The sequence below is a fragment of the Rhizobium sp. Root482 genome (assembly GCF_001426565.1).
Taxonomy (GTDB): Bacteria; Pseudomonadota; Alphaproteobacteria; order Rhizobiales; family Rhizobiaceae; genus Pararhizobium.
This window is the reverse complement of sequence record NZ_LMFA01000001.1, coordinates 187695-211557: the sequence shown is the minus strand read 5'-3', so window position 1 is coordinate 211557 and position 23863 is coordinate 187695. Positions and strand designations below refer to the sequence as shown.

Here is a 23863-nt window from a genome sequence, read left to right as displayed (position 1 = left end):
TCATTCCAGGCGGCATTGCGGGAAGCGGTCCGGCAATGCCATGGCCGCGGACCTTGCGCAAGAAAACAGGTGATCGACATGGCACAGAATTGGACCCCGAACAGCTGGCGGCAGAAGCCTATCAGCCAGGTTCCGGACTATCCGGATGCGGCAGCACTTGCTGCCGCTGAAAACCAGCTGGCAAGCTATCCGCCGCTGGTCTTTGCCGGTGAGGCGCGCCGCCTGAAGAGCCAGCTTGCCGACGTGGCGGCCGGCAAGGGGTTCCTGCTGCAGGGCGGCGATTGCGCCGAGAGCTTTGCCGAGCACGGCGCCGACACGATCCGCGACTTCTTCCGCGCCTTCCTGCAGATGGCGGTGGTCCTGACATTCGGCGCCCAGCAGCCGGTGGTCAAGGTTGGCCGCATTGCCGGCCAGTTCGCCAAGCCGCGTTCCTCCGGTATCGAGAAGCAGGGCGGTGTCGAGCTGCCGAGCTATCGCGGCGACATCATCAACGGCATCGATTTCAACGAGAAGAGCCGGGTGCCCGATCCAGAACGCCAGATCATGGCTTACCGGCAGTCGGCAGCGACGCTCAACCTATTGCGCGCCTTTGCCATGGGCGGCTATGCCAATCTCGACAATGTGCATCAGTGGATGCTCGGTTTCGTCAAGGAGAGCCCGCAGGCCGAGCGCTACCGCAAGCTCGCCGACCGGATTTCCGAGACCATGGATTTCATGAAGGCGATCGGTATCACGCCGGAGAGCAATCCGAGCCTGCGCGAGACCGATTTCTTCACCAGCCATGAGGCGCTGCTGCTCGGCTACGAGCAGGCGCTGACCCGCGTCGATTCGACCTCGGGCGACTGGTATGCCACTTCCGGCCACATGATCTGGATCGGCGACCGCACCCGCCAGCCCGACCATGCCCATATTGAATATTGCCGTGGGATCAAGAACCCGCTCGGCCTGAAATGCGGTCCCTCGCTTTCCGCCGACGGGTTGATCGAACTGATCGACCTGCTCAACCCCGCCAATGAGGCCGGCCGGCTGACGCTGATCTGCCGCTTCGGCCATGACAAGGTGGCCGAGCACCTGCCGCGGCTGATCCGCGCCGTCGAGAAGGAAGGACGCAAGGTCGTCTGGTCCTGCGATCCGATGCATGGCAACACGATCACGCTCAACAACTATAAGACCCGGCCTTTCGAGCGGATCCTTTCGGAAGTGGAGAGCTTCTTCCAGATCCACCGGGCCGAGGGCACGCATCCGGGCGGCATCCACGTCGAGATGACTGGCAATGACGTAACCGAATGCACCGGCGGCGCCCGCGCTCTTTCCGGGGCCGATCTGGGCGACCGCTACCACACCCATTGCGATCCGCGCCTCAATGCCGACCAGGCGCTCGAGCTTGCCTTCCTTCTTGCCGAGCGCATGAAGGGTGGCCGCGATGAGAAACGCATGGTCGTCAATGGTTGATCAGGACTGATCAGCGCGGCTGATCCTCGCCTGAGCGGATTGAATTTGACAGAACCGGGCCGGCTTACGATGCTGGCCCGGTTTTTTCATGCCCGCAAATCGGGTCAAGGACAAAAAGGGAAGAGGGCAGAACATGGCGCAAGAGCACAGCGGATCCTGCAATTGCGGCGCGGTCCGTTTTCGCACGAAGGGCAAGCTGCGCGAGGTGATCGCCTGCCATTGCTCGCAATGCCGCAAGCAGACCGGCCTCTATTATGCCGCCACCAATATTCCGGACAGGGACCTCGAGATCGAAGGGGCCGAAAACATCACCTGGTACCGGGCGAGCGCGGAGGCGGGGCGCGGATTTTGCAGCATCTGCGGCTCGGCCCTGTTCTGGAAAATGGATGGCCTCGACCATACCTCGATCATGGCCGGCGCCTTCGAGACACCGACCGGCCTGTCGATCGGCTATCACATCTTCTGCGCCGACAAGGGCGATTTCTACGAGATCAATGACGGGTTGCCGCAGTTCGCCCAGTCACAGCCGTGATGCGCCAGTAAGGCGGGACGCAGGATGGGGCCGGCTTACACCTCGGCTGGCCGACTTGCCTGGTGGATTGCCTCGTCCAGCGCCGAGAATTTCACGGCTTGCCAGCGCTTGTACTCTTCCACGAAGGAGGAGGCGACCCAGACGGTGTGACGGGTATTGCCACGATCGATCCAGCCTATCGATCCGTTTGCCTCTGCTCGGGAGAACAGCCGGCGGATATGGGTGCGTGACAGGCTGTAATGGCTCGACAGTTCCGAAAAGCGTAAGCCTTCGACGCGATAGCGGTCATCGACCGGTGCCGGCTCGACGATACGGGAAATGAAATCGTCGAGAATGAGACCGCCATATTCGGTCCAGACGAAGCAGGAAATGCGCGGCGGTGGCTCACGCCAGGCGCTGTCGGCGATCAGCCGATTGGCGGCGAGCGGCTGAGCGCGCAGGAAAATGTCGGGATCGGCCTCCAGCCTGGCGACGCGATCGCCCTGGTCGAGAAGATCCAGGCTGCGCATCTGGCCGCGAAACCAGAGCATCATTGCCTCGTGGCTGGCCTCGGTCGGCTCCAGCGGCCGGCTGCGCCTGTTCGATGAGCCGGCGACATCGCGGATCAGCTTATAGGCCAGCATTTCGGCAAGGAAGGCGGTGGCCGTGTTGCGGCTCGCAGCGCCGAATTCCACGATGATGTCCAGCAGCCGCGCGGCGGTGATGCCGGATAGCGGGTCGGCCGGATCGCGCCCGAGATGCAAGGCATAGGCCGCCTGGGTGAGAAGCCACTTCTGCTGGGCCGCAACCAGCCGAGCTATTCGGGGGAACCGGTCATAAAGCTCGATCATGTGGCGCGCGCCCTGTTGCAGGACGACGAAGAAATCCGGGTTGGAGAGCAGCCTTTCGACTGAAAGTTTTCGCGGGGGATCGGAATTTTCGATCTTTGACGAGGATGTGCTTCGGTTCATGATCTTGACGAGCGTCCACTGAAAGGAGCGCCTCGGCTCCGGAATCGGCGGTCAGCCGAACGACCGCTATGTCGCCCGCAACTCGTGCAAAGTCCATCCATTGTTTCTGGTGATTGCGTCGGTGGAGGTGTCGCTCGTTCATGGAACGACCGCTTATCGTCATCGGCGAAATGGTGCGCAGGGTCGATCAAAATTCCTCCCAATCGGCGGAAGCCGCAAGGGCTGCCGAGCCGGAGCTGCGGGCAACAATTGGCCGCGGATTTCTGGATGCCGGCGCGGCGGGAGCGTCGGGCACGGCGACGGCTCTTGCGGCCGGGCGCTCGTGACCGGTTTCGATCCGGAACTGCGCCAGAGATTGCTGCAGGGCGCCTGCCTGCGATGCAAGGTCGGCGATGGCAGCGGTGTTTTCCTCGGCCATCGCGGCGTTCTGCTGGGTCGCCTGGTCCATCGAATTCACCGCGACATTGATTTCCTTCAATCCGACGGATTGCTCGCGGGCGGCCTCGACGATTGCGGCGACATTGGCGTTGATCTCGGCCACCTGGCGGACGATCTCTTCCAGCGAGGTCCCGGTCTGGCCGACCAGGTCGACGCCGTTGCGGACCAGTTCGCTGGAACTGCCGATCAGGGCCTTGATTTCCTTGGCGGCCTTGGCCGAACGTTGCGCAAGCTCGCGAACCTCCTGGGCGACCACGGCAAACCCCTTGCCGGCCTCACCGGCGCGGGCGGCCTCGACACCGGCGTTCAGCGCCAGCAGGTTGGTCTGGAAGGCGATCTCGTCGATGACGCCGATGATGCTGGTGATTTCCTGCGAGGAGCGCTGGATTTCGTCCATCGCGGAAACGGCGTTGCGTACCACCCTGCCGGATTTTTCCGCGCCTTCCTTGGTCCGTGCCACCAGGCTGCCGGCCTCATGCGCGCGGTTACTCGAATCGTTTACCGTTATGGTGATCTGCTCCAGCGCGGAGGCGGTTTCCTCCAGGGATGCGGCCTGCTGTTCGGAACGCTTGGAAAAACTGTTGGCATTGTCGCGCATTTCGCGCGAACCGAGGGCAATAGCGACCGCGCTCTGGCCGATCTGCCCGAGCGTTTCGCGCAGCCTGGCCATGGTGCCATTGAAATTGAGGCGAAGTCCTTCCATCGACGGCACGAAGGGCCTGTCCAGCGAGGCGGTGAGGTCGCCCTGCGACATCGCCTTCAGGCCGGCGTCGATCTCCTGGATGGCGCTCATCCGCTCGGTCACGTCGGTTGCGAACTTGACGACCTTCCTGACTTTGCCGGAGCTATCGAGAATCGGGTTATAGGCGGCCTGGATCCAGATTTCCTCGCCGTTCTTGCCGACCCGGACAAACTCGTTGGCAATGAATTCGCCGCTGGCGAGACGGTGCCAGAAGGCCTCGTATTCGGAACTGGCCGTATAGTCTTTCCGACAGAAGATCCGGTGGTGCTTTCCGACGATCTCGGAAAGCGCGTAGCCGAGCGTCTTGCAGAAGTTTTCGTTGGCCGTCAGGATTTCGCCCGATGGCGTGAACTCGATGACCGCCTGGGACCGCGACAGGGCGTCGAGCTTGCCGGCATCTTCCAGCGCCTGTTCACGGGCCAAGGTAATTTCGGCTGCAAATTTCACCACCTTGTAGGGCCGACCGCCCCGCAGGACGGCGTTGTAGGAAGCCTGGATCCATATCTCCCGGCCGCCCTTGGCGATGCGCTTGTAGCTGCCCGTTTCGAAGGTGCCGCTGGCCAACCTTTTCCAGAATTCCTTGTAGTCCGCGCCCGCAACCACGGCCGCATCGCAGAACATGCTGTGGTGCTTGCCGAGGATTTCAGGGAGTGTATAGCCGAGCGTCTTGCAGAAATTCTCGTTGGCCGAAAGGATTTTGCCTTCGAGGTCGAATTCGATGATCGCCTGCGATCTCGATACGGCCGCCAATATATTTTCCGCATTCCTCGAAGCGCCCAGACCGAACATGCAAAAGATTCCCGCTCGTTAAAGTAGTCTGCCGGGAAGCATGCTCGGCTACGGTTAACAGAACCTTTTCGCGCAAATGCTAAACCTAGTGAGAGCCGGTCGCGTCGCAGGAAGGGCCGGCAAAAGTTCGATCGAGGGGATGAGCGACATCAGATTGACCGCTCTCCGAACTAAGGTTACGAACTATGAAGCCGTCATAAGCGGTTGTAAAAAAATAATTTTATATGTAATCAGGAAATGCCGGCTTTGCCGTCGTCGGGAGAAACTGGCGGAGGCGAAAGCCCCGGCTGGGGCTTTCCGAGGGTTGCTCAGGCGCCTTCGTAGAGGCTGGCATGGGTCGGGAAGAAGCGCTCCATGCCAAATCGCTTGCCGAACATCATGTCGTGCTGGAGGAAGCGATAATCTCGCACGAGTGGCGGGATGGTCTTCTGGCGTGCCCAGGAGGCCATGTCCTTGCCGGCCTTGTCGACCAGCATATAGCGGTCGATGATCGGATAGCGGTCGAAGATGTTGCCGAGGAACCCGGTATAGTAGGGATGCTCGAAGCCGCCCTGTTTGAGGATCTGGTAGGACAGGAAGGCCGGGCTGATCGTGCCGATATCCTTGACCGGGCCGGTCTTGTTGGACCACACCACCAGCGGCGTTTCATGCTGCACCTTCATCTGGTCGAGCGGTCCCTTGCGCGATGCCGTCAGGCCCTTCATGAAGCCGGTGTTCGGGTAGACCGTGTTCAGCGGCGGCAGGTGATCGCCGAACAGCACGATGATCGTCTCGCGGTCACGCTCCTTGGCCCAGTCCATCAGCATTTTCAGGCTGTCGTCGGCTTCCTTGACACCCTGCGCATAGGTCGCCAGCACCTTCCGGTCGACCTCGGGCAGGTTGCCCTCCACCTTGATGGTGTTCTTGGCATAACGGTTGGCCTCATAGGGGCCATGACCCTGCAGCGTCACAGTGAAGAAGAAGAAGGGGTCGCGCAACTGATCGGCCTGGCGGATGATCTCCTTTGTCAGTCCTTCGTCGGAGGTGAAGATGCCGCGCTTCTGCATGGCCGGCAGGTTTTCTTCCGACCGGAAATCGTCGAAGCCGAAGGCCTTGTAGACGGCGCTGCGGTTCCAGAACCATTTCTGGAACGGATGGACCGCGCGAGAGACATAGCCTTCGCCACGGAAGAAGGTGGCAAGCGAGGGGATCGGATTGCGGATATATTGCTGATAGGGAATGCTGCCATAGGGCAGGAAGGCGTTGGAAAAGCCCGTCAGCGCCTCGAATTCGACATTGGCGGTCATGCCGCCGAATTCCGGCGAGAACACGTTGCCCGACTGCATTTCACGGATCGTCGGCATGGGATCGGGCGTCAGCGTCACCTGCGGCAGGCGGGTGGGATCCCAAAGGGATTCGCTCATCAGGACGATCACGTCCGGTTTGCCGCGATGGGAGGTGCCGGCGGGAAGCGGCTTGGTCGGAATCTTGTCGATCGCCTCGGACATATAGCCGCCGGGCGCAGTGACGTTCGCCATCGGCAGGTTGAGCGCAAAGGCCATGATGAAACCGTTGTGACGGTAGTTCTCCGTCTGGTCCCACATCATCGGGATCACCTGAAGCCGGTCTCGAACCCAGGAGAAGGTGTTGTAGTCCATAATATGGTAGAAGGACGCCAGCAGCGGCAGGGCGACCACCAGCCGCGTCAGGCGCTGCTTGCGGGTGAGGACCGGAAAGCGGCGCCATGCGAAGCGGACGAGCCAGGCGAGCGCGGCGAGCGCGGCAATGGCGCCGACCAGAATGCCGACAGCTGTCCAAGGACGATCCTTTACCAACACCGGCATCAGTTCCATGATCTGGCGGCCGAACAGGAAATCGGTGGGATAGAGCGGATCGGACAGGAAGATCTGTTTCTGGCGGCTGACGAGCGCCGGAAGAAGCGCCAGCGGGGCGATCAGGATGACGCCGTAGTTTTCACGCGAAAAAACCGCGTCAAGCGTCAGGAAAACAAGGAAAAACACCCCGACAGTCGTCCAGCCTGGGCGCAAGGGGTCTAGGAAGAATAGGCCGGCTTGAGTGGCGGAATCGCGGGCGATCCATTCGATGGCGAAGACCAGCGCGACCGAGAGCAGAAGTGACAGGACAAGGCGTCCGGCCAGCGGCAACGCCTTGCCGGCCTGCCAATGAAAGCCGAACCGGGGCGTAGAGGCACCGGAAACCGTGATCGCGCGGACTGCCGATTCAAAGCTTGCCAAACCCGTCTCCAATTTCATCAAAATTTCACATGCTTGTCATACAGACGTCATCTTGAACGCAGGATGAATAGCTAGGGCGCTCGCAGCGGAGCGCCACCTCGACGGGGCTTCGGGCTGGCTGGAAGTATCTCTCACCGCCTTTGTTTCTGGCAGATATTCCAACTGCCGGGCGGCGGTCGGGAGGATCGATTTTCTACCTATTCCGCGGCTTAACTATTCCGCGGCGGGATGCCATAACAGTCCTGGATGCATCTCTCCGCTCCGCCAGACCATCCAAGCACAGGCCTGTTCATGACCGCGCAAAAAACCATCTCCACGACGCTTCGTATCGCCGTCGGGCAACTCAACCCGACCGTCGGCGATATCGCCGGCAATCTTGCCAAGCTTCGCGATGCCCGCGCCGACGCCGCCCGCCACGGCGCCGATCTTCTTCTTTTGACAGAACTTTTCCTCTCCGGTTATCCGCCTGAAGACCTCGTGGTCAGGCCGGCATTCCTGAGAGCCTGCCGCAAGGCGGTGGAGGCTCTGGCCGCCGATACCGCCGATGGCGGTCCGGGCATCGTCGTCGGCTTTCCGCGCCAGGATGAGACCGGCCGGTATAATTCGGTCGCCGTTCTCGATGGTGGCGAGATCATCGCCATCCGCGATAAGGTCGATCTGCCGAATTACGGCGAATTCGACGAAAAGCGGGTGTTCAGCCAGGGCGCCATGCCCGGCCCTGTCAATTTTCGCGGTGTACGTCTCGGCATTCCGATCTGCGAGGATATCTGGGGTGAACTCGGCGTTTGCGAGACTTTGGCCGAGAGCGGCGCGGAACTGCTCCTGGTGCCGAACGGCTCGCCCTATTATCGCGGCAAGATGGATATCCGCCATCAGGTCGCCATCGGCCAGGTGATCGAGACGGGCCTGCCGATGCTCTATGCCAACCAACTTGGCGGCCAGGACGAACTGGTGTTCGACGGCGCCAGCTTCGCCATTAACGCCGACAGATCGCTGGCTTTCCAGATGAGCCAGTTCGAGGAGGCCGTGTCCGTTTCTGAATGGCGGAAAGGGGAAAGCGGCTGGACCTGCCAGCGCGGAACCATGTCGCGCCTGCCGGAGAACGAGGAGGCCGATTACCGCGCCTGCATGCTGGGCTTTCGCGATTACGTGAACAAGAACGGTTTCAAGAACGTGGTGCTCGGCCTGTCCGGCGGCATCGATTCGGCGATCTGTGCCGCCCTTGCCGTCGATGCGCTCGGCGAGGAGCGGGTGCGCGCCGTGATGCTGCCCTATCGCTATACCTCGGCAGCGTCCTTCAAGGACGCGGAGGACTGTGCAAGGGCGCTTGGCTGCCGCTACGATACTATCCCCATCGAGGAGCCAGTACAGGGCTTCCTGGGCGCGCTTTCCGATATGTTCGAGGGCACCGAAAGCGGCATTACCGAGGAAAACCTGCAGAGCCGCACGCGCGGCACGATCCTGATGGCGCTGTCCAACAAGTTCGGCTCGATGGTGGTGACGACCGGCAACAAATCGGAAATGTCGGTGGGCTATGCGACGCTCTACGGTGACATGAACGGCGGCTTCAATCCGATCAAGGATCTCTACAAGATGCAGGTCTATGGCCTGTCGCGCTGGCGCAACGACAATGTTCCGCCCGGCGCGCTCGGCCCGTCGGGCGAGGTCATCCCGAAGAACATCATCGACAAGGCGCCTTCGGCCGAGCTTCGCCCCGACCAGACGGACCAGGATTCGCTGCCGCCCTATCCGGTGCTCGACGATATCCTCGAATGCCTCGTGGAGAAGGAAATGGGCACGGAGGAAATCGTCGCGCGCGGCCATGACGTGGCGACGGTGCACCGGATCGAGCATCTGCTCTATCTCGCCGAATACAAGCGCCGCCAGTCGGCGCCGGGCGTCAAGATCACCCGCAAGAATTTCGGCCGCGACCGCCGCTATCCGATCACCAACCGCTTCCGCGACCGGTAGTCGGCGGCGATGCGCAGCTCAGTCGAAATCCATACGATGGCCACGGGCAGGAACCGAGTGGTCTTCCAGACGGAGCAGTTGATCGAGGCGCCGAATTTTTCGCCCGACGGGCAATCGCTCATCGTCAATGGCGACGGCCTGCTCTACCGGCTGCCGCTGTCCGGCAGCGGGCTCGTGCCGGTCGACACCGGCTTTGCGGGCCAGTGCAACAACGACCACGGCATTTCGCCGGATGGCAACCTGCTCGTCATCAGCGACAAGACCGAATTCGGCGCCTCGACGATCTATACGCTTCCCGTGGACGGGGGCGAGCCGCGGCGGGTGACGGAAAACAGGCCGTCCTACTGGCATGGCTGGTCGCCGGACGGAACGACGCTTGCCTATTGCGGCATCCGCGACCAGGTCTTCGATATCTACACCATCCCCGTGGCCGGGGGCGACGAGACCCGACTGACCTGGGGCGAGGGCCGCAACGACGGCCCCGACTATAGCCCGGACGGAAAATGGATCTATTTCAATTCCAGCCGCAGCGGCCGGATGCAGATCTGGCGCATCAGGCCGGACGGCTCCGACGTCACGCGGATCACCGACAGCATCTATGGCGACTGGTTTCCGCATCCTTCGCCTGATGGCAAGCATCTTCTCGTGCTCTCCTATGACGGCGATATTTTCGATCATCCGCGCGATCTGGACGTGCGGCTGCGGCTGATGGAGCCCGACGGAGGCAATGCCCGGACGCTGTTTTCGCTGTTCGGCGGGCAGGGCACGATCAACGTGCCCAGCTGGTCGCCCGACGGCCGGGAATTTGCCTTCGTCCGCTATGAGCCGGCGCCTTCGGCCGCATGATCGCTCGATAAATATGAAATGCATTGCCTATCCGATGCCAATAGGAGTTTGTTGAGCGCCGGAAGCAGCTTTGCCGGTACTTGCGCAGCGATAAAAAGAAGGCACAGTCAATGGGACAGGCCGGCCACAAACCTCAATCGGTATCGCAGGCGAGCTTCGGCCTGCCGACGCAAACGCGGAGAGAGATATGAACACCGAAACCAGCCGGCTCGACGGCAAGATCGCCATCGTCACCGGAGGCACCCAAGGCTTGGGAGCGGCGATTGCCCGGCTGTTTGGCGAGCGTGGCGCCGCCGGTATCGTCATCTGCGGTCGCAATGCTTCGAAGGGCGAGGCGAAGGCCGCCGAAATCGAAGCGGCGACGGGGGCAAGGGTCGTCTATGTGGAGGCCGATCTCGAAAACGTGGAAGAGGGTCGCAAGGTAGTGACGGCCTGCGACGCGGCCTTCGGCCGGGTCGATGCGCTGGTCAATGCGGCGGCGATCACCGATCGCGGCACGATCCTCGACACAAGCCCGGAACTGTTCGATCGGATGTTTGCCATCAATGTGCGGGCGCCGTTCTTCCTGATGCAGGAGGTGATCGGGATCATGCGCCGGGAAAAGACCGAAGGTACCATCGTCAATATCGGCTCGATGTCGGCCATGGCCGGCCAGCCGTTCCTCTCGGCCTATTGCGCCTCCAAGGGCGCGCTGGATACCTTGACCAAAAACACCGCCTATGCGGTGCTGCGCAATCGCATCCGCGTCAACGGTCTCAATATCGGCTGGATGGCATCGGAAGGCGAGGACCGCATCCAGCGCGAATTCCACGGGGCGCCGGACGACTGGCTGGAAAAGGCGGCGGCTGGACAACCCTTCGGGCGGTTGGTCGATCCGGCCGAAGTGGCGCGCGCCTGCGCCTATCTGTCGTCGGCGGAATCGGGCCTGATGACGGGATCGATGATCTGTTTCGACCAGGCGGTCTGGGGCGCCTATGACGGCTCGCCACATCCCGTCGCCGCCCTTTGAATGCGTCCCGGGCCGCGCATTGCGTTCGGTAGCACTTTATGGCCATATCGCTTCGTTCAGGTGCCCGCGCGAGCGGGAGAATCGGGAATCCGGTGAAAATCCGGAACGTGCCCACCGCTGTGACGGGGACGGTCTTGCACTGAAATCTTGAGGTTTATCAAGATTTTGCCACTGGATCTTCATGTGATCCGGGAAGGCAGCAAGATCGGCTGATCCGCAGTCAGAAGACCGGCCTGACAGGATAGACCAGCCCCGCGCGGACGGCGGGGAGGTTTCGCATTGTTGGGGATTAAACGATGCAAAGTAAACCACAGGACCGCCTTGTGGCGGCAAGTGCCTTTTCCACGGACGAGCGGGCTGCCGTCTATCGCGCCATAGAAACCCGCCGTGACGTGCGCGATCAGTTCTTGCCAGAGCCCTTGCCCGACGCGCTGGTAACGCGGCTTCTCTCCGCCGCCCACAGCGCGCCATCGGTCGGCTTCATGCAGCCCTGGAATTTCATCGTCGTGCGCGACGAAGCCCGGCGTGGCCAGGTTTTCGAAGCATTCCAGCGGGCCAATGAGGAGGCCGCGTCGATGTTCGAGGGTGAGGCACGCGACAAATATCGAACGCTGAAACTCGAAGGAATCCGCAAGGCGCCGGTCAGCATCTGCGTGACCTGCGACCCCACCCGCGCCGGCAAGGTGGTTCTCGGGCGGACGCACAATCCGCGCATGGATTCATTCTCGACGGTCTGCGCCGTCCAGAACCTGTGGCTTGCGGCCCGTGCTGAAGGGGTCGGCGTCGGCTGGGTGAGCATTTTTCACGAGCGCGACGTCAAGCAGGTTCTGGGCATTCCCGATCATGTCGAGATCGTCGCCTGGCTCTGCCTCGGTTATGTGGACAAGCTTTATGCCGAGCCGGAACTGGCGGTCAAGGGCTGGCGCCAGCGGCTGGCGCTCGAGGAGCTCGTCTTCAGCGATGCCTGGGGCGTCAAGGCGACCGGCGCGGTACCCTGATCAATTGGTTTGCTGCTGTTGCTGGTATCCCGGTCCCGTCGGATGGCGAAGGTCGATCGCGCTTTCGTGCGACGGCAGGAAACTTGGGCCGACGAGGCGTATCTTGCTGTTTTGCGGGTCGTAGGGACGTTCGGCAATGACGGCGTCAGCAGCGGGTACGGTCTTTTCCGGCTTGGCGGTGATGATCTCGAGAATGCCGCTGCCCTCGTCGGGGGTCGTCTGGTTGCCTGCCGAACGGCCGACCGGCGAACAGCCGCATTGCCCGGGCTGGCTGAGGTCGCGGGTCTTGTAGGCAAAGGCGGTCGGCAGGTCGAGATAGGGTTCGCCGCTGGCCGCCGAGATCATCTGGTCGGTTTCTTCGGTTTCCAGAGCATGGAAATAAAGCGCCGTTTGCGCGCCCGGGCAACGTTGCTCGCAGGTTTGCGCGTCACGCTGGAAATCGGCCGGCGTCGCATTGGATGAAATCGGGAAGAAGGCACCGTCGCAGGTGCGCACGCACATGGTGCGCAGGCTGCCGTCATAGCCGATGCCGTGCATGGCGAAGTCGGGGAAATCGTCACTGTCGCGAAATTCCGGATCATCTTCGCCGATCGGCGGTAGGTCGGAGAGGATATTGCGGTGGGTTTCGGGCTCCTGTGCCGCCGCTCTCAGCAATGCGTCCTGCTCCTCCGCGCAGCGGTTGATCTCGAGCGCCGCCACGATGCGCCGCCGGATAATCTCGCCGTCGCCGCCCAGGACCACAGACTGGCGCCTGGCTTTCAGGGTTTCGAGGTCGATCTCCATCCGGGCTATGACCGCGTTCAATCCATCGCAGGCGTCCTGGTTGGGGCCACCGACGACAAGGACGCTGCCGGAACTGCAGCCCATTCGGCGCCGGTCGCTGCGCGCCCTGCGCAGGTCGAGGTTCTGGCGCGAAATGGCGCCGGTATACTCACGCAGATTGACATTGGAGGTGACGATCCGCGGCAGGTTCGAAAGGCGCGCATTCAGGCGTTCGCAGACGGTCGAGGCATCGGCCGTGGCCGTCATGGCCAGAAGGAGCGGCGCCAGAAGTGCCGCGAAGGGAAGCAATCGGAACGTCACGTATTTCTCTCGCCTGGGCATGCCGGTGCGAAACCGGACGCGGCGGAATTCCGCCGCACGCTGGACCTGCCGCCATCATAATCCTATTCGGCGGCGGCGCAACGCGGTCCGTTTGAAAAGCGTTAACGCCGCCGGCCCCGGTCGGCTCCGGCTTGGCGCGGCCTATGCCGGATGGGAGGCTTCCACCACCGCGAGCGCGGCCATGTTGACCACTCCGCGCGAAGTGACCGATGGCGACAGGATGTGGGCGGGCAGGGCGGTTCCGAGCAGGATCGGCCCCACATGCAGGCTGTCGGTCATGGTCTTGACGACGCCGAGGGTGATGTTGGCTGCATCGAGGTTGGGGAAGACCAGGAGATTGGCCTCGCCGGTCAGCGTGCTGTCGGGCATGACGCGCCTGCGCAGGATTTCCGAAATGGCGGAATCGCCGTGCATTTCGCCGTCCGCCTCCAGATCGGGCTCCAGTTCGCGAACCAGTTGCATGGCCCGCCGCATCTTGAAGGCGCTTTCCGAATCGCGCGAGCCGAAATTCGAATGGGAGACGAGAGCAGCGCGCGGCGTCATGCCGAAGCGGCGGATTTCCTGTGCGGCCATCACCGTCTTCTGGGCGATTTCCTCGGCCGTCGGATCGAAGGTCACATAGGTGTCGGTGAGGAAGGTGGCACCGGTATGGGAAATCAGCAGGCTCAGCGCCGAGAAGTCGAGAACGCCCTCGCGCTTGCCGATGATCTGCGAGACGGCGCGCAGATGGCTGCTATAGCGTCCTTCGACGCCGCAGATCAGTGCATCGGCTTCGCCGCGCCGGACGGCGAGCGCGCCGATGACGGACTGGTTGGTCCGCACGATCGTGCGGGCTGCTTCCGGAATGACGCCGAGGCGACCGACCAGCGAGAAATATTCATCGACATAGTCGCGAAAGCGCGGGTCGCCTTCCGGGTTGACGACCTGGAAATCGACATCGGGGCGGATGCGCAGCCCGTATCGCTTCAATCTTGTCTCGATGATCTGCGGACGGCCGATGAGGATCGGGCGCGCCGTGCCCTCCTCGAGCAGCACCTGGGCGGCGCGCAGCACGCGCTCATCCTCGCCCTCGGCAAAGATCACGCGGTTCTTCTGGGCATTCTTGGCCGCGACGAAAATCGGCTTCATGATGAAGCCGGAGCGGAAGACGAAGCGGTTCAACTGATCTAGATAGGCGTCAAAATCGACAATCGGCCGGCTGGCGACGCCGCTTTCGGCGGCCGCTTTCGCAACGGCCGGTGCGATGCGCAGGATCAGTCGCTGGTCGAAGGGCGAGGGGATCAGGTAATCGGGCCCGAAGACGGGCGTCTCGCCCGAATAGGCGCGGGCGGCGACATCGGACGGCTCCTCGCGGGCAAGGCCGGCAATGGCGCGCACGGCGGCCATCTTCATTTCCTCATTGATCGTACGGGCGCCGCAATCGAGGGCGCCACGGAAGATATAGGGAAAACAGAGGACGTTGTTGACCTGGTTGGGAAAGTCCGAGCGACCGGTGCAGATCATCGCATCCGGGCGAGCGGCACGGGCGATCTCCGGCATGATTTCCGGATTGGGATTGGCAAGGGCCATGATCAGCGGCTTTTCGGCCATCTGCACCAAAAGTTCCGGCTTCAACACGCCGGCGGCCGAAAGACCGAGGAAGACGTCGGCGCCGGCGATGCTGTCGGCCAGCACGCGATTGTCGCTCGGCTGCGCGTAGACGGATTTCCACTCGTCCATCAGCACTTCGCGGCCTTCATAGACCAGGCCTTCGAGATCGTGGACCCAGATATTTTCGCGTTTTGCGCCGAGAGTGACCAGAAGATTGAGGCAGGCAAGGGCTGCCGCACCGGCGCCCGAAGCGACGATCTTGGCCGTGGCGATATCCTTGCCGGCCAGTTCGAGCCCGTTGAGGATCGCCGCCGCCACGATGATCGCGGTGCCATGCTGGTCGTCGTGGAAGACCGGGATGTCCATGGTCTCGCGCAGCCGCCGTTCCACCACGAAACATTCCGGCGCCTTGATGTCCTCGAGATTGATGCCGCCGAAGGTGGGCTCCAGCGCCGAGACGACATCGACCATCCGATCGATCCCGTCCGCATCGATCTCGATGTCGAACACGTCGATGCCGGCGAATTTCTTGAACAGGACGGCCTTGCCTTCCATCACCGGCTTGGAGGCGAGCGGGCCGATATTTCCGAGCCCGAGCACCGCCGAGCCGTTGGAGATGACGGCAACGAGATTGGCGCGCGCGGTGTAGTCGGCAGCGGTCGCCGGATCGTCGCGGATGGCAAGGCAGGGAGCGGCGACGCCCGGCGAATAGGCGAGCGCCAGGTCGCGCTGGTTGCCGAGCGGCTTGGTGGGCTGGATCTCGAGCTTGCCGGGGCGCGGATAGCGGTGGAAGAACAATGCCTGCTCATCGAGGTCGCCGCTTGTGGGAACCGCTGGGGTCTTGGCCTTGTCGCCGGTGCTCATGATCAAATCCTCTGTCTGTCGTCTTGGGTCTTCTTGCATGAAACGCGAGCGCCGTACAGTTTCGAACCGGGCATTTACCCCTCGATTTCCCGAACAGCTGTTTTGCCGGTGCGGCCTGTTGGCTGCCTGTCATGTTCCTGAAACAGGAGTCTGATCTTGAACGCGGAGAAACGCCGTTCATCCGAAGAGGCAGCATGACCGAGAAAGAGCACGATCCCTCCGCCCGCCGTTTCCGAACCCTGTTCATCTCCGATGTCCATCTGGGGTCTAAAGCCGCAAGGACCGATTATCTCATCGACTTCCTGCGCTCGACCGAGGCCGAAACCATCATCCTGGTCGGCGACATCATCGATGGCTGGCGGCTGAAGCGCAGCTGGTACTGGCCGCAGGCCTGCAACGATGTCGTCCAGAAGCTGTTGCGCAAGGCGCGCAAGGGCACCCGGATCATCTACATACCGGGCAACCACGACGAGTTCATGCGCGATTTTCCCGGCCTGCATTTCGGCGGCATCGAGGTGGCTGGACGCCATATGCACGAGGGCGCCGATGGCCGGAAATATCTGGTCCTGCATGGCGATGAATTCGACGTGGTGGTGCGCAATGCACGGCTCATCGCCCATCTCGGCGACTGGGCCTATGATGTGGCGATCGCCATCAATATCGTGCTCTCGGCCGTGCGCCGGCGTCTCGGGCTGCCCTACTGGTCGTTTTCGGCCTGGGCGAAGCTGCAGGTCAAGCACGCGGTCAATTTCATCGGCGAGTTCCAGCGCGTGGTTGTCGAGGAGGCGCGGCGGGAAAACGCCGACGGCGTCATCTGCGGCCATATCCACCATGCGGTGATCGAGGATATCGGCGGCATCCGCTACATCAATACCGGCGACTGGGTGGAAAGCTGCACGGCGGTGGCCGAACATTATGACGGGACGATGGAACTGATCACCTGGCGGCCGCAGGGCCGGGGTGTTGCTGCCCGCGAAACCGGGTCCGAAACCCCGGCGCTTTCCGGTCGGGCCTTTTCGCAGGAAGCCGCCTGACCGTCTACGAAAATCTGGCTATGGCGCGGCTCTCGCGCGGCATGATAGAGCATGGACGCATTCATCAGGTCGTTCCATGATTCCCTCGTCACAGCCTCCTCATCACGAGGATGCGCCGGCCTATTTCGTGCCGCGCATCGCCTTGCTCTTCTGCGCGCCGCTCGTCGTCAACGGCTTTGCCATGCCCTATTTTCCGGTCTGGCTAAGCACGCTGTCGCTCAGCGATTTCGAGATCGGCATCATCCTTGCGGTCCCCATGTTCGTACGTGTGATCACGGCGCCGCTGGCCGGGCTCCTGGCCGACCGGATCGGCGAGCGCGCCGAGGTGCTGATCTGGTCGGCGGTGCTGTCGCTGCTGACCGGGCTTGCCCTATTCGTATCCCACAGTTTCTGGTTCGTGCTGGTCGTCTATGCGCTGCAGGGCGGGGTCTATTCGCCCTATGTGCCGATCGTCGAGGCGATCGCGCTTACCGGGGTGCGGCGCTGGGGTTTCGATTATGCGCGCATGCGCGTCTGGGGTTCCGTCGCCTTCATCGTCGCGACCATGTTCGGCGGCGCGATGATCGGCCTCTATGGCGGTGGAATGGTCCTGCCGGCCATGGTGGGCGGCTTTACGCTGATGATCCTCCTGACCTTCATCGCGCCCCGCGTCGGCCGCCCGAGGCGTCCCTCGACCCTGACGACGCTGACCGAACCGCCGCCGAAGGCGCTTCGCAAGCTCGACCTGCAACTGCTCCTGATCGGGGTTACGCTGATCAATGCCAGCCATGCGATGCTATTTGCCTTCTCGGCCATCTACTGGCAGCAGATCGGCTTTTCCGGCACGCAGATCGGCCTTCTCTGGAGTGCCGGCGTGGCGGCGGAGGTTCTGATGTTTACCTGCGCCAAGATGATCATTCGCCGTTTCAGCCTGTGGACGATGATCTTTTCGGGCTGCATCCTCGCGGTCTTTCGCTGGATCATCTTTCCGATGGATCTCGGCTTCTGGGGCTATTTCGTGCTCCAGTGCTTCCACGCCTTCACCTATGCGATCATGCATACCGGCATGCAGAACAGCCTGGTGCGCCGCGTGCCGGAGGAGCAGGAAGCCTCGGCGCAGGGGCTGTACTTCTTCTATACCGGCGTGTTTTCGGCGATCTTTACCTTCGCATCCGGATATTTCTTCACCTGGTTCGGCGTCGATGGCTTCTATGCGATGTCGGTGGTGGCATTGATCGGCTGCCTCTCCACCTTTGCCGCCTGGTATCTTCAGCCCCAGAGGGCCGCGGATGGCGGGAAGACCAGCGAAGCCTCGTAGCGCAGGCCTGGGTCCCTGTCGCGGGCAAGCAGGAGAGGTCCGTCGAGGTCCACGAACTCGGCGCCCTGGGCGACGAGCACCGCCGGTGCCATGCCGAGCGAGGTGCCGACCATGCAACCGACCATGATCTTCAGCTTCAGCGCCCTTGCGGCGTCGCGCATGACAAGCGCTTCCGTCAGGCCGCCCGTCTTGTCGAGCTTGATATTGACGGCGTCGTAGAGCCCGACGAGGGCCGGCAGATCCTCGGTCTTGTGCACGCTCTCATCCGCGCAGACGGGAACCGGGCGTGCGATTCGCGCCAGCGCGTCGTCGCGGCCAGCCGGAAGCGGCTGCTCGATCAGCGCCACGCCGGCATCCGTGCAGACGGAAAAGTGATAGGCCAGATTGTCCTCGCTCCAGCCCTCGTTGGCGTCGAGGATGATGGCCGCCGCAGGGGCTGCGGCACGCACCGCGCGAATACGCGCGGCATCGTCGGCACTGCCGACCTTCACCTTGAGAAGCGCCCGATGGGCATATTGCGCCGCTTGGGCCGCCATCGCCTCCGGTTCGCCCATCGAGATCGTATAGGCGGTCGTCAGCGGCGCCGGCTGGGCGAGGCCGACAAGGATGAAAGCGGGTTGCCCCGATCGCTTGGCTTCCAGATCCCAGAGCGCGCAATCCACCGCATTGCGCGCCGCGCCGGCCTTCATCCTTTCCCTCAAGCCCTGACGGTCGAGGCCGGCTTCAACGAGTGGCGCGATTTCGGCGATCTCGGCAAGCACGCTGTCGATGGTTTCGCCATAGCGCCCATAGGGCACGCATTCGCCGCGCCCGGCAAAGCCGTTGTCGGTCACGGTGCAGGTCACCACGGACGCAGTCGTCTTGCTGCCGCGGGAGATGGTGAAGCTGCCGGCAATCGGGAAATGATCGACCGCGGTTTGCAATACGCGTTTCATGGAGTCTCCTGTTGCATTCATATCCCGGCGCCGAACCGTTTGGCGCCGAACTGTTTCAATCGGTGACAGATGATGCCGCAGCAGCTATGAGTCGCTGATCTTTTATCAAATACAGCCAGCACCGGAAGATCCAAGAGACGTGACGCCTTCGCAAGTGAAAACCGATACCGACGTCGAACTCGACGAGGCTGGCGAGGGCGGCGCCCGGATCTATCGCTTCAGCGGCGATTGGCGGAGCGTTTCCATCCATACCGTCACGTCCAAGCTGGAGGGCCTTGCCACCGGTGGCGGCGGGGTAAGCGAGGTGGATCTCAGCGCCATCACCGCGATGGATACGGCCGGCGCATGGCTCATCCGGCGGTTCATGACGCGGATCGGCGATACCAGGCTGACGAGCGACAATCCGCGTTATGTCGAGCTGCTCGGCGCCCTGCCGGAGACATTGCCGGAGCCGGCGGCAGACGGCCGGAAATCGCGCTTGCTCTTCGTCCGATTCTTTACCCCGGTCGGCAAAACCGTGGTGTCGGCCTGGGAAGATACGATCGCGGCCATGTTCATCCTCGGTTCGGCGGTACGCGGCGCGCAGCTGAAGCTGGGGCGCCATAGCGGCCTGTCGCCGGCGGCCATCGTCAACCAGATCGACCGCATGGGCGTTCAGGCCGTGCCGATCATCACGCTGATGTCCTTCCTGATCGGTGCCATCATTGCCCAGCAAGGAGCTTTTCAGCTGCGCTATTTCGGCGCCGAACTGTTCGTCGTCGATCTCGTCGGCATCCTGCAGTTGCGCGAAATCGGCGTTCTCCTGACGGCGATCATGATCGCCGGCCGGTCTGGCAGCGCGATCACCGCCGAAATCGGCTCGATGAAGATGCGCGAGGAGGTCGATGCGCTGAAGGTCATGGGCCTCAGCCCCATCGGTATCCTGGTCTTTCCACGGCTGGTGGCGCTGACGGTGGCGCTGCCTCTTCTGACGATCATCGCCAATTTCGCTGCTTTGACCGGGGCAGCCGTGGTCACCTGGAGCTATTCCGGCATCACCTTTGCCACCTTTCTTTCGCGCCTGCAGGAGGCTGTCGATTTTTCCTCCGTGCTCGCCGGCATGATCAAGGCGCCGTTCATGGCGCTGATCATCGGCGTGGTGGCTGCCGTCGAAGGCCTCAAGGTCGGCGGAAGTGCCGAATCGCTCGGCAAGCAGGTGACGCAATCGGTGGTGAAGTCGATCTTCGTCGTTATCCTCGTCGACGGTCTTTTTGCCGTCTTCTATGCGTCGATCGATTTCTGATGGAAGAGGGTTTGCCGGTGAACGAAAACGATGTCGGAGGATCGCAGGACGGGCAGGGCCTCGACGGAAACGGCACGGAGATCATCCTGTCGGTCAAGGACCTGACGGTCGGCTTCGGTTCCAACATCGTCCTCGACAAGCTCAATCTCGATATTTATCGCGGCGAAATCCTCGGCTTCGTCGGCGCCTCGGGCACCGGCAAATCAGTGCTGATGCGCACCGTGCTGCGCCTTTTGCCGCGCCGGTCCGGCTCCATCAAGATTCTCGGCGTCGAATACGACGGGGTAAGCGAGGAGGAGCGCATGGCACTCGACATGCGGCTTGGCGTGCTGTTCCAGCATGGCGCTCTGTTTTCCTCCTTGACCGTCAAGGAAAATATCCAGGTGCCGATGCGCGAATATCTCAACCTGCCGCAGGAGCTCATGGATGAACTGGCGCGGCTGAAGATCGACATGGTGGGCCTGGCGCCCGAAGCCGCCGACAAATTCCCCTCCGAACTGTCGGGCGGCATGATCAAGCGCGCGGCGCTTGCCCGGGCGCTGGCGCTCGATCCGGATCTGGTTTTCCTCGACGAGCCGACCTCCGGGCTCGATCCGATCGGCGCGGCGGAGTTCGACAACCTGATCGCCAAACTGCGCGACACCCTGGGGTTGACCGTGTATATGGTGACTCACGATCTCGACAGCCTGTTTTCGGTCTGCGACCGGATTGCGGTGCTGGGGCAGAAGCGCGTTCTCGTCGAGGGTACGATCGAAGACATGCTGGCCTGTGACGACGAATGGGTGAAATCCTATTTCCAGGGCAAGCGTGCGCGCTCGATCGTGCGCGACGACGATGACAGGAAGGCTTCCTGACAGCGCAGCGACAGGGCGGTGCGTCGAGAGGCGACGAAAAGCAAGGGGCCGCGCTGGCGGCATTCCAAGGGTACCGGGTGCAATGGAAACAAAAGCCAATTATGCGATTGTCGGGTTTTTCACCGTCGCGGTGATCTTCGCGGCCTTCGGCTTCGTCTACTGGATGTCGCAATATGGCCGCAGCGGCGAAATGGCCGAACTGGTCATCAGCATTCCCGGTTCGGCCAATGGCCTCAGCGTCGGTTCGCCGGTTCGCTTCAACGGCATCCCTGTCGGTTCGGTCCGCAACCTCGCGATCAATTCCAACGATCCGCGCTATTCCGTTGCCGTGACCGAGGTTTCCGCCGAAGCGCCGGTTCTCCAATCGACGACGGCGACCCTCGAGATCCAGGGCCTGACCGGGGCCGCCTATATCGAGCTCAGCGGTGGCAACAAGGGCGAGGAAAATATCCTGAAGAAGGCGCTCGAGACGGGCAAGCCGGCGCAATTGGTGGCCGACCAGTCAAGCGTCACCAGCCTGCTTGCCACCGCCGACAAGATCCTGGACCGCGCCAACAGCGCCATCGGCGATATCCAGGGCTTCGTCTCGGATGTGCGCGGGCCGCTGACCGGCACCATCTCCAATGCTGAGCGGTTCACCAGCGCGCTTGCCGATAATTCCGAAGGCATAGACCAGTTCCTGACGAGCGTCAGTGCCTTGTCGACGTCGATCACGGCCGCCGCCGGCAAACTCGATTCGACGCTCACCTCCGCCGATATCCTGGTGAAATCCGTCGATCCGCAGAAGATCGATCATATCGTCAGCAATGTCGAGAAGATGAGCAGCGATCTGAGCGCCGCCTCCAGCAGCGTTTCCGACACCATCGCCACTTTCAAGCGCACGGCCGAGACATACGAGCGGTTCGGCCAGAACGCCACCGCGACGCTTGACCGTGTCGATACGCTGATCGCTGCCGTCGACAGCCAGAAGGTCGGCGGCATCGTCAACGACGTGTCGGCGGCCAGCGCCGATGCCCGCAAGGCTGTCGCTTCGATCAGTTCGTTCGCCGAAAGCATCAACGGCCGCCGGACCGATATCGACCAGGCGATCACCGACGCGACGCAGATGGCCAACAAGCTGAATGCCGCCTCCAGCCGGGTCGATGGCATCCTGGTGAAGCTCGACGGCTTTCTCGGCGATGCCGACGCACCCTCGTTGTCGGCGGATGCGCGTGCGACGCTCGCCTCGTTCCGGCGGGTGGCCGACAACCTGAATGCGCAGATCGGCCCGATCGCCGAAAACCTCAAGCGCTTCTCCGGCTCCGGCCTGCGCGATATAGAGGCGCTGGTCGGTGAGACGCGCCGCGCGGTGAAGACGCTCGACACGACCATCTCCACCCTCGACAAGGATCCGCAGCGTCTTCTGTTCGGCGGCGAAAGGGTGAAACAATATGATGGACGCGTGCGCCGCTGAGGCTGGTCCGGCATTCACCCCGCCTGCGCCATGCGCAAGAGGCGGGCGGGGCCGCTGGCGTTGCAGGCCTGCAATCCCCGTCGGGTTTTTACCGCCCAGGGAGCGGAACAGGTGCTTTTCGGCTTGTCTTGGCCGGACCACCGTCTAAGTTGCTGGGAATCGGTGAAGGGTAATGTCTGAATGAAACTTCCGGGTGTTCTGTGTGTTCGAAAGGCGGGGTTGATCCGGGCCTGCGTCATCCTGGCTGTGAGCACAATGCTTGTCGCCTGCGGTGGCAAGGCGAACAATGACACCTATAGCCTGTCGGCCTCGCCGCTTATCGAGGGACGCGCATCCACCGGCAAGCAGATCCTTGTTCCTGAGCCAACCGCATTGAAGGCGCTCGACAGCGACCAGGTGGTCATCCGGCTTTCGGGTTCGGAACTGCAATATCTGGCAAAATCGCAATGGAGCGACCGCCTGCCGAGAATGGTCCAGGTCAAGCTCGTCCAGGCGTTCGAGAATACCGGCAAGGTCGGCGGCGTCGGCAAGCCGGGCGAGGGGCTCGCGATCGACTACCAGGTGATCAGCGAAATCCGGTCGTTCGAAATCTCCACCGAAGGCGCCGATATGGCGGTGGTGGAGATTTTCGCAAAGTTGCTCAATGATCGCAATGGCACAGTGGGTGCGCAAAAGGCATTCCGCGCGACAGTGCCGGTCAAGGGGAGCGGAAACCCCGCCTTCATCAAGGCGCTCGACGCTGCCTTTGCACAGGTGTCCGGCGAAATCGTCAGCTGGACACTCGCCTCTATCTGAACGCCACGACCGAGATCCGGTTGACCACTTCGTCCACGCCTTCAACCGAAGCCGTGGCTTCCTCCGCCCTGTCTGCTTCCTCCGGCGTTGCGACCGTTCCCGTCAAAAGGATCATATTGCCCTTGGCAACCACGGCTACATCGGAGGCATCAAGGCCATCGGTAGCTGTCAGGCAGTCGGCAACCCGCGTTTCGAGATCGGCATAATCCTGCGGAAAGATCTCTTCAGGGCTTTCTCCGTGAAATGTGCGTTCCTTGAAGACCATGGCTGCATTCTCCCTTTGCTGGTCTGCCCTCAACGCGCTTGAAACGCTTTTGTTCAGGCCTGTTCCATCCGAAACAGCGCCGGCACGCGCCCTGTGAGACAGTCGGGTCTCTGGATGAGACGGGCTCATCCGCAACCGACAGAGGAGAAGTCACATGCGCAAATTCATCATGTCTGCCGCCGTTGCCAGCATCGCCGTCCTTACCTTCACCGCACCTTCGCAGGCCGGCGGTTTCAGCATCGGCTTTGGCCACGGTCATCATGGACACGGTTACGGCCACTTCGGCCTCAACGTTCATGACGGCGGCTACTATGGCGGATACTACGAGCCGTCCTGCATCATCAAGAAGGTGAAGAAGTGGGACAAGTGGGGCAATCTCCACGTCAAGAAGGTGAAGATTTGCGATTAAGGAGTATTCCGCCGTATAAA

Annotated in this window: 20 protein-coding genes and 1 riboswitch; of the genes, 13 read left to right on the top strand and 7 right to left on the bottom strand. The window is 62.2% G+C overall.

The genetic code is table 11. The features are described 5' to 3' along the window. Positions 1-78: 78 nt before the first annotated feature. Positions 79-1452 carry a class II 3-deoxy-7-phosphoheptulonate synthase gene (locus ASD31_RS00840; protein ID WP_056329233.1) on the top strand — a complete coding sequence of 458 codons (1374 nt, stop codon included), beginning with the start codon at positions 79-81 and terminating at the stop codon, positions 1450-1452. Between the two features lie 133 nt (positions 1453-1585). Next, positions 1586-1984, top strand: coding sequence for a GFA family protein (locus ASD31_RS00835; protein WP_056328193.1), 399 nt, complete (start codon positions 1586-1588; stop codon positions 1982-1984). 35 nt (positions 1985-2019) lie between these two features. Here ASD31_RS00835 and ASD31_RS00830 read toward each other — a convergent pair whose 3' ends face one another. The 3 genes from ASD31_RS00830 to ASD31_RS00820 form a co-directional block, all read right to left on the bottom strand. Next, positions 2020-2934, bottom strand: a complete 915-nt coding sequence (locus tag ASD31_RS00830) for a hypothetical protein (protein ID WP_056328191.1) — start codon at positions 2932-2934, stop codon at positions 2020-2022. Between the two features lie 187 nt (positions 2935-3121). Next, positions 3122-4903 (bottom strand): methyl-accepting chemotaxis protein, encoded by a 1782-nt coding sequence (locus ASD31_RS00825; protein ID WP_056328190.1) that lies wholly within the window; start codon positions 4901-4903, stop codon positions 3122-3124. A 308-nt stretch (positions 4904-5211) separates the two neighbouring features. Further along, positions 5212-7137: an LTA synthase family protein gene (locus ASD31_RS00820; protein WP_056329230.1), complete on the bottom strand. Its 1926-nt coding sequence runs from the start codon at positions 7135-7137 to the stop codon at positions 5212-5214. Positions 7138-7428: 291 nt separating this feature from the next. On the opposite strand from ASD31_RS00820, the gene ASD31_RS00815 reads away from it, so the two are divergent. From ASD31_RS00815 to bluB, 4 genes are all read left to right on the top strand, one after another. After that, positions 7429-9108: an NAD+ synthase gene (locus ASD31_RS00815; RefSeq protein WP_056329227.1), complete on the top strand. Its 1680-nt coding sequence runs from the start codon at positions 7429-7431 to the stop codon at positions 9106-9108. Between the two features lie 9 nt (positions 9109-9117). Beyond that, positions 9118-9954 carry a TolB family protein gene (locus ASD31_RS00810; protein WP_056328187.1) on the top strand — a complete coding sequence of 279 codons (837 nt, stop codon included), beginning with the start codon at positions 9118-9120 and terminating at the stop codon, positions 9952-9954. A gap of 187 nt (positions 9955-10141) precedes the next feature. Next, positions 10142-10963 (top strand): SDR family oxidoreductase, encoded by an 822-nt coding sequence (locus tag ASD31_RS00805; protein WP_056328186.1) that lies wholly within the window; start codon positions 10142-10144, stop codon positions 10961-10963. 41 nt (positions 10964-11004) lie between these two features. After that, positions 11005-11215, top strand: a riboswitch (cobalamin riboswitch). Between the two features lie 44 nt (positions 11216-11259). Further along, a complete protein-coding gene (gene bluB / locus ASD31_RS00800; RefSeq protein ID WP_056328184.1) occupies positions 11260-11961 on the top strand; it encodes a 5,6-dimethylbenzimidazole synthase in 702 nt (233 codons plus the stop codon). Here the strand turns inward: bluB and ASD31_RS00795 are convergent, their stop codons facing one another. Beyond that, complete coding sequence (locus ASD31_RS00795) at positions 11962-13065, bottom strand: DUF2865 domain-containing protein (protein WP_056328181.1); 1104 nt, start codon at positions 13063-13065, stop codon at positions 11962-11964. 141 nt (positions 13066-13206) lie between these two features. Then, the gene (locus tag ASD31_RS00790; protein ID WP_056328179.1) at positions 13207-15519 is read right to left on the bottom strand and encodes an NADP-dependent malic enzyme; all 2313 of its coding nucleotides are present in this window, start codon (positions 15517-15519) and stop codon (positions 13207-13209) included. Positions 15520-15713: 194 nt separating this feature from the next. Here ASD31_RS00790 and ASD31_RS00785 point away from each other — a divergent pair, with 194 nt between their 5' ends. Continuing rightward, on the top strand, positions 15714-16553 hold the full coding sequence (locus tag ASD31_RS00785) for a UDP-2,3-diacylglucosamine diphosphatase (RefSeq protein WP_056328178.1): 840 nt from the start codon (positions 15714-15716) through the stop codon (positions 16551-16553). 76 nt (positions 16554-16629) lie between these two features. After that, on the top strand, positions 16630-17850 hold the full coding sequence (locus tag ASD31_RS00780; RefSeq protein ID WP_056328175.1) for an MFS transporter: 1221 nt from the start codon (positions 16630-16632) through the stop codon (positions 17848-17850). On the opposite strand, the gene dgcA is transcribed toward ASD31_RS00780, so the two are convergent. Next, positions 17802-18785: an N-acetyl-D-Glu racemase DgcA gene (gene dgcA / locus ASD31_RS00775; protein WP_056328173.1), complete on the bottom strand. Its 984-nt coding sequence runs from the start codon at positions 18783-18785 to the stop codon at positions 17802-17804. The genes ASD31_RS00780 and dgcA overlap by 49 nt on opposite strands. Before the next feature lie 139 nt (positions 18786-18924). Between dgcA and ASD31_RS00770 the strand changes: the two genes are divergently transcribed. The 4 genes from ASD31_RS00770 (at position 18925) to ASD31_RS00755 (ending at position 23169) form a co-directional block, all read left to right on the top strand. Continuing rightward, positions 18925-20067, top strand: a complete 1143-nt coding sequence (locus ASD31_RS00770) for an MlaE family ABC transporter permease (RefSeq protein WP_056328171.1) — start codon at positions 18925-18927, stop codon at positions 20065-20067. A gap of 80 nt (positions 20068-20147) precedes the next feature. Next, on the top strand, positions 20148-20921 hold the full coding sequence (locus ASD31_RS00765) for an ABC transporter ATP-binding protein (protein ID WP_156392479.1): 774 nt from the start codon (positions 20148-20150) through the stop codon (positions 20919-20921). A gap of 82 nt (positions 20922-21003) precedes the next feature. Then, positions 21004-22374 carry an MlaD family protein gene (locus tag ASD31_RS00760; protein ID WP_056328169.1) on the top strand — a complete coding sequence of 457 codons (1371 nt, stop codon included), beginning with the start codon at positions 21004-21006 and terminating at the stop codon, positions 22372-22374. 180 nt (positions 22375-22554) lie between these two features. Beyond that, entirely contained in the window at positions 22555-23169 is a 615-nt protein-coding gene (locus ASD31_RS00755; protein ID WP_056328167.1) for an ABC-type transport auxiliary lipoprotein family protein, read from the top strand. Here the strand turns inward: ASD31_RS00755 and ASD31_RS00750 are convergent. Beyond that, entirely contained in the window at positions 23162-23434 is a 273-nt protein-coding gene (locus tag ASD31_RS00750) for a BON domain-containing protein (RefSeq protein WP_056328166.1), read from the bottom strand. The genes ASD31_RS00755 and ASD31_RS00750 overlap by 8 nt on opposite strands. A gap of 154 nt (positions 23435-23588) precedes the next feature. Here ASD31_RS00750 and ASD31_RS00745 point away from each other — a divergent pair, with 154 nt between their 5' ends. Next, positions 23589-23843 carry a hypothetical protein gene (locus ASD31_RS00745; RefSeq protein ID WP_056328164.1) on the top strand — a complete coding sequence of 85 codons (255 nt, stop codon included), beginning with the start codon at positions 23589-23591 and terminating at the stop codon, positions 23841-23843. Positions 23844-23863: the final 20 nt, after the last annotated feature.